Here is a 16,819-nt window from a genome sequence, read left to right on the forward strand (position 1 = left end):
AATGTTATCTAGTTTTGAAGGAATATATGTTTAAATTTCTTCTTGATATTCTGAAAAGAATGTTTATAATGATAAAAGTCTGGTAATGATGGCAGAGAGGTCACACCCGTTCCCATACCGAACACGGAAGTTAAGCTCTCTAGCGCCGATGGTAGTTGGGACCTTGTCCCTGTGAGAGTAGGACGTTGCCAGGCTAATATTATTCCGCAGTAGCTCAGTGGTAGAGCTATCGGCTGTTAACCGATCGGTCGTAGGTTCGAGTCCTACCTGCGGAGCCATTATGCTTCCATAGCTCAGCTGGTAGAGCACTTCCATGGTAAGGAAGAGGTCACCGGTTCAAGCCCGGTTGGAAGCTTGGGAACAGTTTTAAAATTTTTGGCCCGTTGGTCAAGTGGTTAAGACACCGCCCTTTCACGGCGGTAACACGGGTTCGAATCCCGTACGGGTCACCACTTTTGGAGGATTAGCTCAGCTGGGAGAGCACCTGCCTTACAAGCAGGGGGTCGGCGGTTCGATCCCGTCATCCTCCACCATATATTTTTAAATGTCGGAGGGGTAGCGAAGTGGCTAAACGCGGCGGACTGTAAATCCGCTCCTTCGGGTTCGGCAGTTCGAATCTGCCCCCCTCCACCATTTTTTTAAAAATAACCTGAGAAGGTTTATTTTTTTGAAAAGATAACCATACTAGTAAATATTAATGGGCTATAGCCAAGCGGTAAGGCAACGGACTTTGACTCCGTCATGCGCTGGTTCGAATCCAGCTAGCCCAGCCATTTACGAGCCATTAGCTCAGTTGGTAGAGCATCTGACTTTTAATCAGAGGGTCGAAGGTTCGAATCCTTCATGGCTCACCATTTTCGCGGAAGTAGTTCAGTGGTAGAATACAACCTTGCCAAGGTTGGGGTCGCGGGTTCGAATCCCGTCTTCCGCTTAATTACTAAGGGGCCTTAGCTCAGCTGGGAGAGCGCCTGCCTTGCACGCAGGAGGTCAGCGGTTCGATCCCGCTAGGCTCCATATAAATGGGGAAAGCTTACATCAAATGATGTAAGCTTTTTTTGTGCTTAAATTTTACTGGGAAAGGCAACTTTTGTATTTGTCGTTTAAAATGAAGAAAAGGTGTAAATAAGGAACGGGGGATAATTATGAAAGTTGTCATCGCATCTGATTCATATAAAGAAAGTTTGAAAGCCATGGAGGTATGTGAAGCTATTGAAAGAGGTTTTGCAGCAGTTTTTCCTAAAGCAGAGTACGTTAAAGTACCGATTGGAGATGGAGGCGAAGGAACGGTCGAATCCCTTGTTGATGCTACAAGGGGGAGAATTATATCACTTAATGTGACAGGGCCGCTTGGAGAGAGCATACAGGCTTTTTACGGTATGTCTAAGGATAAGAAGACAGCATTTATTGAAATGGCAGCAGCATCAGGACTACAACACGTTCCGATTGAAAAGAGAAACCCACTTATTACAACGACGAAAGGGACAGGAGAACTTATATTGCATGCGCTAGATCAAGGAGCAAAACATATTATCTTAGGACTTGGAGGAAGTGCTACAAATGATGGTGGGGCAGGTATGCTTTCAGTTTTAGGAGTAAGGTTTATAAATGGGAAAGGTGAAGTAATAGAGCCTTCTGGAGGGACATTACAGTTCATTACTACTGTTGACCTTTCTAGGATTGATTCACGCTTAGAGAACATAAAGATAGAGGCAGCATGTGATGTGGACAATCCGTTAGTTGGACCGAGGGGAGCATCTTTTGTATTTGGGAGACAAAAGGGTGCGAATGTAGAGATGATGAAAGAGCTAGATGAGAATTTAAAACATTATGCTAATATACTTAAACAGTATGTATCTTTTGATGTATCTGAAATGTCTGGTGCTGGAGCAGCTGGAGGAATGGGAGCAGCTGTCGTTGCAGTGTTAAAGGGAGAACTACGAAAAGGAATTGAAATTGTATTAGATTATACAAATTTTGATAAGCGTATAGAAGGTGCTGATCTTATTGTAACTGGTGAGGGCAGAATAGATGAACAAACGGCTTATGGAAAGGCACCTGTTGGTGTTGCGGGGCGTGCGAAAGGCCTTCATATTCCTGTAATTGCTATTGGTGGATCAGTATCTCCGAATTATACAACTGTTTATGAAAAGGGAATTGATGCAGTATTTAGTACTACAGCAAGTCCAATGACATTAGAAGAGGCATATAAAGTAGCAGAAGCGAATATCGAAATGACAGCGAAAAATATTGCAGCAGTGTGGAAATTAGCGTCAGAAAAACGCTTCTAAATGTAGAAGCGTTTTTCTTTATCCTTCCATTTGCGGGCAGCTAGTAAAAGCACGATTGGTGAGAGCTAATAATCAGTGAGGGATGGAAAAATGCACTGATTATTAGCTTGTTGTATTAGTTGATAGGGAAGCTAGTTGTTTCATTAAGTTAATTTTATGCATAGAATAGTCTTAAAATTTGGATTTCCACGCAAATATAAGTGCATAAATTGTATATCCATGCAGGAAAATGTCGAGTTGAGTCAGACTATATAAAAGATTTAAAATATTTAGTGAAGGCATAAAAGGGGGATACTATCTATGAAAAAAGAAATCTCAGTTATTGGAGTTCCAATGGATTTAGGACAGATGCGTCGTGGGGTTGATATGGGACCAAGCGCGATCCGTTATGCAGGGGTAGTTGAAAGAATTGAACAAATTGGATATGACGTAAAAGATATGGGAGATATATGTATAGAGAGAGAAAAAGAAGTAGATGAAAATACAAAACTAAGAAACCTTACACAAGTTGCAACTGTATGTAACGAGTTAGCAACTAAGGTTGATCATATTATAGAAGAAGGTCGTTTTCCACTTGTATTAGGTGGTGACCATAGTATTGCTATCGGTACGCTAGCTGGTGTAGCGAAACATTATAAAAATTTAGGTGTTATTTGGTATGATGCACATGGTGATTTAAATACAGAAGAAACTTCACCATCTGGAAATATTCACGGTATGTCACTTGCTGCAAGTTTAGGCTATGGACATCCTGCACTTGTAAATTTATACGAGGCATACCCGAAGGTGAAAAAAGAGAACGTTGTAATTATCGGTGCACGCGCATTAGATGAAGGAGAAAAAGACTTTATTCGCAATGAAGGTATTAAAGTATTCTCAATGCATGAAATTGATCGTATGGGTATGACAGCTGTTATGGAAGAAACAATTGCGTATTTGTCTCATACTGATGGTGTTCATTTATCATTAGATTTAGATGGGCTTGATCCTCATGATGCACCAGGAGTTGGAACGCCTGTAATTGGTGGTCTATCTTATCGTGAAAGCCACTTAGCGATGGAGATGTTAGCAGAGGCTGATATTGTTACATCTGCTGAATTTGTTGAAGTAAATACGATTTTAGATGAGAGAAACAGAACAGCGACAACAGCGGTTGCTTTAATGGGTTCTTTATTCGGTGAAAAACTAAAATAAATGTAAGAAAAGCAACTGAGAAGTTGCTTTTTTTATTTGAAAATAGGCGTATAATAATGACTTATATTATACTGTAGGATAAGAAAGTTTGACATCTTACCAATTTAAGCTGAAGGGGGTCGTTTGTAATTGTCGTTTGTTTCATGTATGGTATAATTAACTAGTTGTTGGAAATACATACAGATAGAGCATAAAATAATATTTCAATATATGGATAGAATTGCTCGTAAGTAGGAGGAAGGGTTAGCATGCCTTTTGAAGATACGACCATTTTGAAATATCTTAGTACGGCATTAGATATTGCTGTTGTATGGTTTATTATATATAAGCTAATTCTCATAATCCGTGGTACGAAAGCTGTGCAACTTTTAAAAGGTATTACAGTTATTATTGTCGTCCGGATGATTAGTATTTTACTTGAATTGCATACGCTATATTGGCTAACGGAACAAGTATTAACGTGGGGATTTTTAGCCGTTATTATTATCTTTCAGCCAGAATTGCGAAGAGCACTTGAGCAGCTAGGACGGGGGAGCTTATTTTCGCGTGTGGGAACTCACGAGGAAGATGAACCCGAAATTGTTGCAACAGCGATTGCGAAAGCAACGGAATATATGGGAAAACGTAGAATTGGTGCATTAATCACTTTGTCAAAAGAGACTGGGATGGGTGATTATGTAGAAACGGGTATTCCGCTGAATGCATATGTGTCATCGGAATTACTCATTAATATTTTTATCCCTAATACCCCTCTTCATGACGGAGCAGTAATTATGCAAGGAAGTACAATTAAAGCAGCAGCATGTTATCTTCCGTTATCAGAAAGTCCTTTTATTTCGAAGGAGTTAGGAACACGACATCGCGCTGCAATGGGAGTTAGTGAAGTCACTGATAGTATTACAGTAGTTGTGTCGGAAGAAACAGGTCAAATTTCTTTAACGAAAAACGGTAAGTTACATCGTGATTTGAAGACAGAACAGCTGAAGGATATGTTGTTAGCAGAATTTAGTGGGAACGAAAAAACGACTTCTTCGTCTTTATGGAATTGGAGGAGAAAGCGTCATGGATAAGTTAATGGAGAATCATTGGTTTTTAAAAGGAATCTCATTACTATTGGCGTGTATGCTTTTTATGTCAGCAACTTTAACTGACAAAAATACGACATCGAGTGTATTACCTTTCGTAAATGAAGGGAAAGAAACATTAACTAATTATGCTATTAACCTTAAGTATGACGAAGAGAAGTATATTGTAAGTGGTATTCCAGCAGAGGGAGTCAAGGTAAAATTAGAAGGTCCCAAAGCAGCGGTTGCTGCAACAAAAAACAAAAGACAATTTGATATACCAGTTGATTTAGAAGGCCGTCCAAAAGGAACTTATGAAGTTTCTTTAAAAGCGAACGGGCTTCCAGATGAAGTGAAAGGGACAGTTCAACCATCAACAATTAAAGTCACTCTTCATGAAAAAGCGAAAAAGTATGTTCATGTAGATTTAAAATTATCCAATGAAGATCAGATGCCAGCAGGTGCTACCGTTGAGAAATCAAGTATTAAGCCTGACACTGTTGAAGTAGTTGGAACAAAAGAAGAAATAGAAAGTATTTCATCTGCTAAGGCATATATAGATTTAAAAGGTGTTAATAAAACCGTTACAAAAACAGCGGAGGTTACATTGTACAATAAAGAAGGAAAACGTTTAAATGTAAAAACGAATCCATCTAAAATAAGTGTAACAGTGAATGTAGCGACACAAGCTACAGCAAATAACGTAGAAAAAACAGTTCCTTTAACATATGCGAAAAAAGGGAATTTACCAGAAGGTTTAGCTGTTACAAATATTAACGTTGAACCAGGAGAAGTAACGATAGCTGGTCCAAAAGACATTTTGGATAATATACAATCTATAGAGGGGGTCGAGGTAGATCTTAGTCAATTGACGGATTCTACAACATTCGATGCCTCTGTTTTATTGCCAAAAGGTGTCACAAGTGCAAAACCAAATCAAGTGAAGGTTTCGGTAGGGGTACAAAAAGTAAAGCAAACGAAAAGTAAAACTATTGATGGTATCCCGATTCAAAAAAATGGAATTCCGAACGATGTTACTGCTCAGCTACTTTCGCCGCAGGATGGGAAGATAAGCGTTGATATTTCAGGAGAAGCAAGTATAGTAGATAAAATAACAGCTGCTCAAATAACAGCGGTGATTAATCTACAAAATGCATCTCCGGGAACAAAAGATATTTCTATTCAAGTAAGCGGTCCTGGTAATATTTCGATCGAGCCAAAACAAAAAAGTGCTAAAGTTACAATTGTGAAGAAAGAAAAGCCAGATAAAGAAGTACAGGGTAATGTTGAACACCCGGATTCAACAAACAATCAGGGAAATCAAACTGAAAAGCCAAAAAATCCTGAACCAGATCCAGAAAAGGATCAGGAAAAAGAAAAAGATAAAGATAAAGACAAAGACAAAGAAACCGGTCAAGAACCGAGCAAAGAACCAACAGTAGATAATCAAAAAGAGCAAGAAAAAGGAGCGAATCATAATGGGTAAATATTTTGGTACAGATGGAGTACGCGGGGTTGCAAATAAGGAGTTAACACCTGAATTAGCGTTCAAAATTGGACGTTTTGGAGGCTATGTATTAACAAAAGATACAGACCGTCCAAAAGTAATTATCGGCCGTGATACACGTGTATCTGGACATATGTTAGAAGGAGCTTTAGTAGCAGGTCTATTATCAACTGGAGCAGAAGTAATGCGTCTTGGTGTTATTTCTACACCAGGTGTGGCTTATTTAACAAAGGCGTTAGATGCACAAGCAGGTGTTATGATTTCTGCATCTCATAATCCAGTACAAGATAACGGAATTAAGTTCTTCGGTTCAGACGGTTTTAAATTAACGGATGAGCAAGAAGCAGAAATTGAAGCGTTATTAGACAAAGAAGTTGACGAATTACCACGTCCAACAGGTACTAACCTTGGACAAGTGAGTGATTACTTTGAAGGTGGACAAAAATATTTACAATACATTAAACAAACTGTAGAGGAAGATTTCTCTGGTCTACATATCGCTTTAGATTGTGCACATGGTGCTACATCTTCTTTAGCTCCATATTTATTTGCAGATTTAGAAGCTGACATTTCAACAATGGGAACTTCACCGAACGGTATGAATATTAACGAAGGTGTAGGGTCTACACATCCAGAAGTATTAGCTGAATTAGTAAAAGAAAAAGGTGCTGACATCGGACTTGCTTTTGATGGTGACGGAGACCGTTTAATCGCAGTAGACGAAAAAGGAAACATCGTTGATGGCGATCAAATTATGTTCATTTGTGCGAAGTACATGAAAGAAACTGGTCAATTGAAACATAATACAGTTGTTTCAACAGTTATGAGTAACTTAGGTTTCTATAAAGAACTTGAAGCAAATGGTATTACAAGTGATAAAACAGCAGTTGGTGACCGCTACGTAATGGAAGAAATGAAGCGTGGTGGATATAACCTGGGCGGAGAACAATCAGGTCACATTATCTTACTTGATTACATTACAACTGGTGATGGAATGTTAAGTGCACTTCAACTTGTAAACATCATGAAAATGACGAAAAAACCATTATCTGAGCTTGCAGGTGAGATGACGAAATTCCCACAATTACTAGTAAATGTTCGTGTAACAGATAAAAAACTAGCATTAGAAAATGAAAAAATTAAAGAGATTATTCGTGTTGTAGAGGAAGAAATGAACGGAGATGGTCGTATTCTTGTTCGTCCATCTGGAACAGAGCCACTTATTCGTGTAATGGCAGAAGCACCAACACAAGAAGTTTGTGATGCTTATGTACACCGTATTGTAGAAGTTGTGAAAGCTGAAGTTGGCGCTGAATAATTTGCTGAATTTGTTTTAAAAGGAGCACAAGAAGTGCTCCTTTTTCATATGTTTTATAGACAATGAAAAAAATTTCATTGACGGTTTATATTGTTTGTTATAAGATGGTCTTGTTCTTTTTCTCAAAGTAAATATTGTAAATTATAAAAGCGCCAGAACTACAAGTAGTGTAGTTGACGAGGTGGAGTTTATCGAGATTTCGGCGGATGACTCCCGGTTGTTTATCACAACCGTAAGCTTTTACTTAAAACATTAAGGTGACTTAGTGGACAAAGGTGAAAGTGTGATGAGAGAAAAGGAACGGATGAAAACTAACTGTATAAGTGTATACGGACTTAAACCCAATTGAGAGGAAGGTGAAAGCCGTTACAAGCTTACAGGGCTAGCAATATGTAATCCGTTTTTTTAATATAAATAAATGGTATCGGACTATGTCGTTACATGTTCGCAGAGCAGTGTAAGCATTTGTAACGGCGACTAAACATGTGTGGAATCGTAGGATTTATTGGAGAGCAAGATGCAAAGGAAATTTTATTAAAAGGTTTAGAAAAGCTAGAATATCGTGGATATGATTCAGCAGGTATTGCAGTACAAGCAGAGAACGGTGTTGTTGTATACAAAGAAAAAGGTCGTATTGCAAAACTTCGCGAAATCGTAGATGAGAATGTAGCAGCAAGTGTGGGAATCGGTCATACACGCTGGGCTACACACGGTGTTCCAAGCAAAGTAAACGCGCATCCGCATCAAAGTACATCAAAACGCTTTACACTAGTTCATAACGGTGTAATTGAAAACTATGAGTTAGTGAAAAAGGAATATTTACAAGATGTAACGTTCGTAAGTGAGACAGATACAGAAGTTATCGTACAGCTTATGGAACAACAAGTAAGCACAGGATTAAGTGTAGAAGACGCGTTCCGTAACACATTATCTCTTTTACATGGTTCTTACGCAATCGGACTACTTGATGCTGAAAATCCAAACATGATTTATGTTGCTAAAAACAAAAGCCCGCTATTAGTAGGTGTTGGTGACAACTTTAATGTTGTGGCGAGCGACGCTATGGCGATGTTACAAGTTACAGATCAATTTATCGAGTTAATGGATAAAGAAATCGTAATCGTAACAAAAGAAAGCATTACAATTAAAAACTTACAAGGTGAAACGATTGAACGTGCACCTTATACAGCGGAATTAGACGCAAGTGATATTGAAAAAGGAACGTATCCTCATTTCATGCTAAAAGAAATCGATGAGCAACCACTTGTAATCCGTAATATTATTCAAAAGTACCAAGGTGAAAATGGCGAGATTGAACTGGATGCAGATATCCGTAATGCAATTTTAGATAGCGATCGTATTTATATCATCGCATGCGGAACAAGCTATCATGCAGGTCTTGTTGGAAAGCAATTCATTGAGAAGTTTGCGAAAGTACCAGTTGAAGTACACGTAGCAAGTGAATTCTCTTACAACATGCCATTATTAACAGAAAGACCATTCTTCATTTACATCTCACAAAGTGGTGAAACAGCAGATAGCCGTGCAGTACTTGTGCAAACAAATGAAATGGGTCATAAAGCATTAACAATTACAAATGTACCTGGTTCTACGCTTTCTCGTGAAGCTGATTATACACTTCCATTATACGCAGGACCAGAAATCGCAGTTGCATCGACGAAAGCATACACAGCTCAGCTTGCAGTGCTTTCAATCTTAGCAGCTGACATTGCAAAAGCAAAAGGTGAAGTTCTTGAGTTCGATTTAACACATGAATTAGGACTTGTAGCAAACGCAATGGTAGTACTTTGTGATCAAAAAGAAGAAATGGACGCATTAGCAAAACAATTTTTAGCAACAACGCGTAACTGCTTCTTCATCGGACGTAGCGTAGACTTCTTCGTAGGTTTAGAAGGTGCGTTAAAACTAAAAGAAATCTCTTACATCCAAGCAGAAGGCTTTGCTGGAGGAGAATTAAAACACGGTACAATCGCCTTAATCGAAAACGGTACACCAGTTATCGCCCTTGCTACACAAGAGCACGTAAACCTTGGAATTCGCGGTAACGTGAAAGAAGTAGTAGCACGCGGAGCTAACCCATGTATCATCTCAATGAAAGGCTTAGAAATGGAAGGAGACAGCTTCGTATTACCAGCTGTACATGAAGCACTAGCACCGCTAGTAGCAGTTATTCCATTACAACTTATCTCATACTACGCAGCACTTCACCGCGAGTGTGACGTTGATAAGCCACGTAACTTAGCTAAATCTGTTACGGTTGAGTAGGAGATTGGTAGAGTAACGAGTTTATTGTGGATTTGAAATAAAGTCGCGACGTTTATAAAAAAGTTGTGAAGCTTTACCCCTTTGGATATGATTATCTAAAGGGGTATTTTTGTGTCGAAAAGAGAAAGAACATCTAAAATCGATAAGTGGATTAAAGAGGGTAGAGGACGAGGAGTGGGGCAGATTAGCAGCCTTGGCTTAAAATTCAGAAGGTTTCTTCATTAGGGCGGTCAACAAGATTAAAAGGTATAAAAACCGGCAGACAACATGAGTTTTTATCGGATTTGGAACGGAACTACTTTTATTTGACTGAATTTTCTGTTCTTGTTTTGGATATTTGTGAATGGAAAACTATTTATGATCGACTGCTTATAAATCTTGTGAATGATAGTGGAACTTGGACAAGTAAGTCATTGAAAAGCATTGAAGGCCAAGGTATTACAGTGGTGAAAGCTAAACACAGTTCTAAAGGGGTTCAAGCATAGGGCAGAGGTTTTATCGAACCTAGACATTACGAGGGGGCTTATTAATGAAAGTGAAAGAAAAAACATATTTAAGTATAGAAGAGATTATTTCATTACCAACCTTATCAGGTACAAACATAAGTGATGATGGCAAAAACGCAGCATTTGTTAAAAAGACAGCTAATTGGACAGACAATACATATAGGAATCATGTATGGATATATGAAAAAGATAAGGAGCAGAGCTATCCACTAACAACCGGGGATATAGATAGTACACACCCATTATGGTCTCCAGATTCTAAGAACATTGCATACCTTAGCCCAGTTGGTGATGGGGATAATAAAAATCAGATCTTTGTTAAGTCAATAGATGGTTATGATGGGGTTCAAATTACTGATGAGAAAGAAGGGATCAGTACATTCAAATGGGAGCCTACTGGTAAAGGTTTTTATTATGTTGCACAGTCAAAAGAATGCGAGGTGATAAAGAAACGCAAGGAACTATATGGGGATTTCGATCATATAGGTAAGGAATATCAAAATAATTGTTTATACTACATTGAAATAGAAAAAGTGATACAAAATGATAAATATGAACACGAAAATAGCGTTGTTTATCAACTAACTAATGGAAAGGATTTTCATATCCATGAATTTGATATTTCAAATGATGGGAAAAAGGTTGTATTTATGGCTACACCAAGCTCAAATATGGGAGATTATATAAATGGAGATCTATACATATTAGATATTAAAGCTGGAGAGCTACAACAGCTGAATATAGATAAGTTGTTGGGAGGGAGCGTTTGTTTTTCTCCTGAAGGCAGCAAAATATGCTACTTAGCAAGCATAAGGGAGAAGGATTACTATAAGACTCATATACAAGACAGTACATTAGAGGTATATGATATTAATAGTGGAGAGTTAATTCAACCTTTAACAGATTTTGATAGCACGGTTATTCCATTACGGTGGACAGCTAAAGGAATTTTAATTAGATGGCAGAACAAAACTAATTATTTTATTGGGTTGCTATCTGAGGATGGCACTGTGGAAATGTTAAGTGAACAAGTAGATAGCTTTATAATGGATGCTTCTATAACAAGGGATGGAAATCATATATCCTATAATAAGGCTATAGCAAATGAGATTTTCGAAATCTATTTAGACGATAAAAAAATAACGAATGAAAACAGTCTTTTCAAAGGAAAGCTTAAAAGTAATAGGGAAATAATCTCATGGAAAAGTAGCGATGGTCTTGAAATAGAGGGTGTTTTATCAACCCCAGTAGAGTTTGACGCAAATGAAAAATATCCCTTATTAGTGGTAATCCATGGTGGTCCAGCTTGGGCATCCTTTCCAATATTTTCAGACTGTTTTAATGAGAAATATCCTATTGAACAGTTTATCGAAAAAGGCTTTATAGTTTTAGAACCAAACTACAGGGGAAGTTCTGGTTATGGTAATGAATTCTTAAAAGCAAACTATAGAAAACAGGGAATTGCTGACTACGAGGATGTTATATCCGGAGTGGATAAACTAGTTGAAGAAGGGATTGTAGATAAAGATAGAGTAGGGGTTATGGGATGGAGCAACGGGGGATATATATCAGCTTTCTGTTCTACATTTAGTAGTAGATTTAAGGCGATTTCAGTTGGAGGCGGAATTACTAACTGGAGCACCCATTATGTAAATACAGATATACCTTACTTTATTAGAATGTATTTAGGAGATAATCCATGGAATGATTCAGATATATATGCTAAAGCATCACCAATGACATATATTAAATCGGCCTGTACGCCTACCCTAATCCAACATGGTGAAAAGGATGCAAGAATTCCAACTACAAATGCATATGAGCTATATCAAGGATTAAAGGATATGGAAATTGATACAGAATTAATTATATTTAAAGGAATGGCATATAGTTCTGACCAGCCAGGAATTCATGTGGCTATTATGAAGCAGAATTTGATGTGGTTTTCACATTATATTCTTGGAGAAAGTATGAAGGATTTTAGGGCTTTATAATGGATATTCTCATAGGATATATAAGGAAGTTTTAAGTGACAACGAGTTGTTTCGTTAAAAGGACAGATTGTTGAAAAAGAGACTCAATAAATTATATAATTTATTGTAAACTGCATTCAAACAATTATTGAGCAAATTTATTATAAAACATTATAAGTAAACACAATTCGGAGGACTAATATGACAGAGAATAAAAATGAGCTATCAGTAGAACAACGTGAAGAGTTATTTAATGTATTGAAAGCTCGTTTTGAGAAGAACATGAATCGCCATGAAGGTCTTGAATGGGCTAAAGTTGAAGCGAAGCTGAATGCTAATACTGAGAAATTATGGTCACTTAACGAAATGGAAATAACGGGTGGCGAACCAGATGTCGTTAGTTATGATAAAGAGAAGGACGAGTATACTTTCTATGATTGTTCAGCGGAAAGTCCTAAAGGTCGCAGAAGCCTTTGTTATGATCTTGAAGCGCTAGAGTCAAGAAAAAAACATAAACCAGAAAATAACGTTATTGATGTGGCAACTGCAATGGGTATTGAACTATTAAACGAAGAACAATATCGAGATTTGCAAAAGCTTGGAAAATTCGACATGAAATCATCGAGTTGGGTACAAACACCTTCAGATATTAGAGAACTCGGCGGTGCCATTTTTTGTGATTATCGCTTTGGGCACGTTTTTGTGTATCACAATGGAGCAGATTCCTATTATGCTGCCAGAGGTTTCCGTGGTTCACTAAAGGTTTAAGTTTGGCTTAAATAAAAAATTTGTGTTAAGACTTGTTTTTATAAAAATAGAAAAGGCATATAACATTCATATGTTATATGCCTTTTCTATTATATATTTAGTAATTTATTTAGGTAATGTAAATTTAGCTTTTTTACCTTGTGAAATATCTTTTGCCTCTTTATTTCTCATAGGTCCTAACTCAATCTCAAAGGTTTTGTCTTTCCAAATTTTTTCATATTGTTCTTGATCTAATGTGTATACTTGCAGTAACTCTCCAGATGTTCCAGTTTTAACGGAAGCGTTATAGTCGTAATTTAAAAGCATGCCTTCGCTAAGCGTATATTGTGTACCATCATTAACTCTTAATGTAGAGCTTATAGGAGATAGCGCAACGTCTTGAGCATCTTTGTTATCAAGTTTGAATTTTACTGTTAATAGAACAATACCATTTTTGAAATTTGCAAAGCGTGGAGCTTCGACGGAATTTGGTGTGAATTGAGTAAATTGGTATCCATCTAATGTAACATTAACAGCACCTAATTCTTGACTATTATTAATACTTGATTTCTCTTTTAACATTTTTTTATCGCCCATGTTATTAGCGGTAGCTTTATCTTGGTAGAAAGTTTTATCTGCTACAACCTTTTCAGTGCCTTGTTTGTTCAAACTTAACGAAAAGTTTCCAGGGCTACCGATTGGGGCATCAAATTTTCCTTTATTAGCCTGTGCAGTTGGAACTTTGACGGAGACTGTTGATAGGCTTGAAATTTTTGTTAAATCATCTTTTCCAAATGGATAAGCGATATAACCAGAAATGGTTTCGCCTGCTTTTACTAAATAATCATTTGTTGGAGCAAGCTTGGATGGTAGCTGGTCTTGTTTTGGGATTAAATCTTTATAGTTACTATAGACTTTCTGAGCACCAGTAAATGACATGTCCAATGCCGGCATATAGTAAATATCTTTAGTTGAATTATTTTTTACACTATAATTTGCAAGAATAACTCCACCGTCTGTTTGATTATTAAAAGGGATGTTAAAGTCTGTATGGAAGCCATTTAATTCAACTAATGTATAACTATTAAGTGATACTGAAATATCCTCCGCTTTATAGATTTGTGGTTCCTTATTTTCAAAAAGAACTTTTGTTTTACCACCTGTTTCTTTCTCCATATAGGAGATCAGCTTGGAATAATCGCTTGAGTTAGTAGCTGTATCTTCCGTCTTTTTATCTTCAGTTTTTTTATCTTCGGATTTTTTATCTTCAGGTTTATTTTCTTTCGTTGTATCCGTTTTTTCTGTTTTACTTTCTTTGGTCGCATTTTCTTTTTGATCTTTATTTGCCGTATCGCTTTGACCACAGCCAGTTATTAGAAAGGCTGCTACGATTACTGTAGAAAATAAAGAAATTACTTTTTTCGACATTTCTCTTCCCCCTATTTGTTTAAAACTAGATGAGTCTGTATAATCAGACCATTTACAACATATCTCACATTAGCCCCATGTTTTATTATAAAAAAACAAACCATTATTTACCAGAATTTTCTGGTTATTTTTGTTATTTTAATATCTTAATGGTTATTGTGAATAGAAACATAGTCAAAGCTTATATGTAGGTGAATCACAATGTGTTTTGTTACAGGAGAAGTGAAATCATCTTTGTTATTTGAAATATTCCATCTTTTTGTTAGAATGAAAAATAGAGATATATTGAAAGGGGATAAAGACTAGATATGTGGATGAACTTGTAATGATTAGAAGTTGGATTGATGAATTTTTCTCTCTCATTAGTGAGGGTTTATTTAACTATCTATAAATCATTCAAGGACTGCATATTTGGCTTGTACATCCCTTTTGTAAGGATAGATGCCTATTTTATGTATCTGTCTTTTTTTGCGGGAAAGTTTATATCTCTTATATAAAATATGCGGCCTTTAATTTGGAGGAGTATATTATGAATCAATTAAAAAATAAAGTAGCAGTTGTTACAGGTGTTAGTCGTCTAGATGGTATTGGGGCAGCGATTTGTAAAGAATTAGCTGAAGCAGGATACGATATATTTTTTACGTATTGGACGAAGTATGATAAAGAGATGCCTTGGGGCGTTGATCAAAATGAACAAATACAATTAAAAGAAGAGCTAATACAAAACGGTGTGAAAGTATCAAGTATGGAGTTAGATTTAACTTGGAACGATGCACCGGAACAGCTTATAAATAAAGTTACTGAACAAATGGGGTACCCTGATATATTAATTAATAATGCGGCATACTCTAAGAATAATGATTTCTCAAATTTGACTGCAGAAGAATTAGACAAGCATTATATGGTAAATGTTCGCGGGACTACATTGTTAAGTAGTAAGTTTGCACGTGGATTTAAGAAGAAATCTGGTGGTAGAATCGTTAATATTACTTCGGGACAGTTTAAAGGACCTATGGCTGGAGAGCTAGCCTATGCAACAACGAAGGGAGCTATTGATGCTCTCACTAGTACTTTGTCAGCAGAGGTAGCCCATTTAGGTATAACTGTTAATGCAATTAATCCAGGTCCAACTGATACGGGGTGGATGACAGAAGAGATAAAAAGAGGATTAAAACCGATGTTTCCTTTCGGTAGAATAGGTGAACCGAAAGATGCAGCGAGGCTTATTAAGTTTTTAGTGAGCGAAGAAGCAGAGTGGATTACAGGGCAAGTTATTCATTCAGAAGGTGGATTTAAAAGATAAGTTTTTAACCCCTTTAGATAGATCTAAAGGGGTATTTTATAAAGTGAAACTTTAATTAGTGGGGGGTTGTTCATCCCCCACTGATTATTAGTTGAACCAATCGGGCGTTTACGGGCAGTTGATCTCCCACCTATCTTCTTTGCTCCAGCCGAATTTTGAGGTAGGAGTCTTACTGCCCGTTAATGCGGGATAAAGATGAAATCTAGCTCGAAAACTTTTATGTTCCTATAGTAATCACGACACTTCCCTTCTTGCGTCCTGTTTCCACATACGTATGAGCTTCTAAAATTTCTTCTAATGGGTACGTTCTATCAATAACTGACTTTAGTTTTTCTGCTTCGGTTAGCTTTTTTAGTAAAAGCATATCTTCTTTGCTCACTTTTGCCATCGTTCCATTGACTGACACGTATTTACCGTTAGGAGCTAGTGCTTTCTTACAATGCTGTTTTTGATGCTTCCCAACTGCATCAAATATAATATCGTAGCGTTCGCCTCGTTCAGTAAAATCCTCTTTCGTATAATCAATTGCGTTATCAGCCCCTAAAGATTTTACTAACTCAAAATTTGAATTACTACAAACAGCTGTAACAGTCGCGCCGAAATGTTTAGCAAGTTGTACAGCGGCGGTACCTACTGATCCGGAGGCACCATATATAAGTACCTGCTGTCCTTTTTTTATGTGCCCTTTTCCTAAAAAATATAATGCTGAAGTTCCGCCGAAAGGAATAACTGCAGCTTCCTCATACGTCACATTGGTAGGTTTTAATGCTATCAATCCGCTTTCATGTACACATGTGTATTCAGCATAACCACCAACGTTAAGTCCTGTTAATGCAAAGATGTGATCTCCTTTTTTGAATTGAGTTACATCTGTTCCTACTTCCTCAATTTCACCAGATAACTCTACACCGAGTATAGGCTTTCTCGGTTTTCTAAAACCTAATATAATTCGCATAGGAATCCAAAATAAAAGGGGACTAGTAAAGCTTCGCATTCTACAATCTCCGGTTGTTACACTTGTTGCGTGAATCTTAACTAATACTTCATTCTTTTTAGGAGTAGGTTTCTTTACGTCTTGAAGCTTGAGAACGTTAGGTGGCCCGTATTTTGTGCAAATAATTGCTTTCATAGTGACCTCCTGAATTAAGTTATTTTCCTCTATAGCATATTTAAATGTTTTTTAAATCATGCTTATAGTTTCACTT

11 protein-coding genes, 9 tRNA genes, 1 rRNA gene and 1 pseudogene are annotated in these 16,819 nt (G+C 37.1%); 20 read left to right on the forward strand and 2 right to left on the reverse strand.

Translation table 11 applies throughout. The annotated features are described in order from the left end of the window. The first annotated feature begins 78 nt into the window (after window positions 1-78). The 19 genes and pseudogenes from rrf (at window position 79) to U860_RS0127620 (ending at window position 12,904) form a co-directional block, all read left to right on the forward strand. Window positions 79-194: ribosomal RNA gene (gene rrf, locus U860_RS0127530) — 5S ribosomal RNA — on the forward strand. Window positions 195-203: 9 nt separating this feature from the next. Next, window positions 204-278, forward strand: a tRNA-Asn gene (locus tag U860_RS0127535). Window positions 279-282: 4 nt separating this feature from the next. Continuing rightward, a tRNA-Thr gene (locus U860_RS0127540) sits at window positions 283-355 on the forward strand. Between the two features lie 22 nt (window positions 356-377). Further along, a tRNA-Glu gene (locus U860_RS0127545) sits at window positions 378-452 on the forward strand. A 5-nt stretch (window positions 453-457) separates the two neighbouring features. Next, window positions 458-533, forward strand: a tRNA-Val gene (locus U860_RS0127550). A gap of 16 nt (window positions 534-549) precedes the next feature. Then, window positions 550-633, forward strand: a tRNA-Tyr gene (locus U860_RS0127555). A 65-nt stretch (window positions 634-698) separates the two neighbouring features. Beyond that, window positions 699-773: transfer RNA gene (locus tag U860_RS0127560), tRNA-Gln, on the forward strand. A gap of 5 nt (window positions 774-778) precedes the next feature. Next, window positions 779-854, forward strand: a tRNA-Lys gene (locus U860_RS0127565). A gap of 5 nt (window positions 855-859) precedes the next feature. Further along, window positions 860-931: transfer RNA gene (locus tag U860_RS0127570), tRNA-Gly, on the forward strand. Window positions 932-941: 10 nt separating this feature from the next. Further along, a tRNA-Ala gene (locus U860_RS0127575) sits at window positions 942-1,014 on the forward strand. Between the two features lie 128 nt (window positions 1,015-1,142). Continuing rightward, window positions 1,143-2,288: a glycerate kinase gene (locus U860_RS0127580; RefSeq protein WP_025151046.1), complete on the forward strand. Its 1,146-nt coding sequence runs from the start codon at window positions 1,143-1,145 to the stop codon at window positions 2,286-2,288. A 300-nt stretch (window positions 2,289-2,588) separates the two neighbouring features. Further along, window positions 2,589-3,482, forward strand: a complete 894-nt coding sequence (rocF, locus tag U860_RS0127585; protein ID WP_002175417.1) for an arginase — start codon at window positions 2,589-2,591, stop codon at window positions 3,480-3,482. A 248-nt stretch (window positions 3,483-3,730) separates the two neighbouring features. Then, window positions 3,731-4,552, forward strand: coding sequence for a diadenylate cyclase CdaA (gene cdaA, locus U860_RS0127590; RefSeq protein WP_002175415.1), 822 nt, complete (start codon window positions 3,731-3,733; stop codon window positions 4,550-4,552). Beyond that, window positions 4,545-6,032, forward strand: coding sequence for a CdaR family protein (locus U860_RS0127595; protein WP_025151047.1), 1,488 nt, complete (start codon window positions 4,545-4,547; stop codon window positions 6,030-6,032). The genes cdaA and U860_RS0127595 overlap by 8 nt, the downstream gene beginning before the upstream one ends. Next, on the forward strand, window positions 6,025-7,371 hold the full coding sequence (glmM, locus tag U860_RS0127600; protein ID WP_025151048.1) for a phosphoglucosamine mutase: 1,347 nt from the start codon (window positions 6,025-6,027) through the stop codon (window positions 7,369-7,371). Before U860_RS0127595 ends, glmM begins: the two co-directional genes overlap by 8 nt. 483 nt (window positions 7,372-7,854) lie before the next feature. Further along, complete coding sequence (gene glmS / locus U860_RS0127605; protein ID WP_002175412.1) at window positions 7,855-9,657, forward strand: glutamine--fructose-6-phosphate transaminase (isomerizing); 1,803 nt, start codon at window positions 7,855-7,857, stop codon at window positions 9,655-9,657. Between the two features lie 111 nt (window positions 9,658-9,768). Next, window positions 9,769-9,995: pseudogene (locus U860_RS37070) on the forward strand (transposase); the annotation flags it as partial. 191 nt (window positions 9,996-10,186) lie between these two features. After that, window positions 10,187-12,157 (forward strand): S9 family peptidase, encoded by a 1,971-nt coding sequence (locus tag U860_RS0127615; protein WP_025151049.1) that lies wholly within the window; start codon window positions 10,187-10,189, stop codon window positions 12,155-12,157. Window positions 12,158-12,337: 180 nt separating this feature from the next. Next, window positions 12,338-12,904: a DUF4256 domain-containing protein gene (locus U860_RS0127620; protein ID WP_025151050.1), complete on the forward strand. Its 567-nt coding sequence runs from the start codon at window positions 12,338-12,340 to the stop codon at window positions 12,902-12,904. Window positions 12,905-13,009: 105 nt separating this feature from the next. On the opposite strand, the gene U860_RS0127625 is transcribed toward U860_RS0127620, so the two are convergent. Further along, on the reverse strand, window positions 13,010-14,311 hold the full coding sequence (locus tag U860_RS0127625) for a DUF5068 domain-containing protein (RefSeq protein ID WP_025151051.1): 1,302 nt from the start codon (window positions 14,309-14,311) through the stop codon (window positions 13,010-13,012). 529 nt (window positions 14,312-14,840) lie between these two features. Here U860_RS0127625 and U860_RS0127635 point away from each other — a divergent pair. Beyond that, window positions 14,841-15,614 (forward strand): SDR family oxidoreductase, encoded by a 774-nt coding sequence (locus U860_RS0127635; protein ID WP_081806952.1) that lies wholly within the window; start codon window positions 14,841-14,843, stop codon window positions 15,612-15,614. A gap of 217 nt (window positions 15,615-15,831) precedes the next feature. On the opposite strand, the gene U860_RS0127640 is transcribed toward U860_RS0127635, so the two are convergent. Next, complete coding sequence (locus tag U860_RS0127640) at window positions 15,832-16,743, reverse strand: NAD(P)-dependent alcohol dehydrogenase (protein WP_025151053.1); 912 nt, start codon at window positions 16,741-16,743, stop codon at window positions 15,832-15,834. Between the last annotated feature and the right edge of the window lie 76 nt (window positions 16,744-16,819).

Source organism: Bacillus sp. H1a, assembly GCF_000633475.1.
Lineage (GTDB): Bacteria > Bacillota > Bacilli > Bacillales > Bacillaceae_G > Bacillus_A > Bacillus_A paramycoides.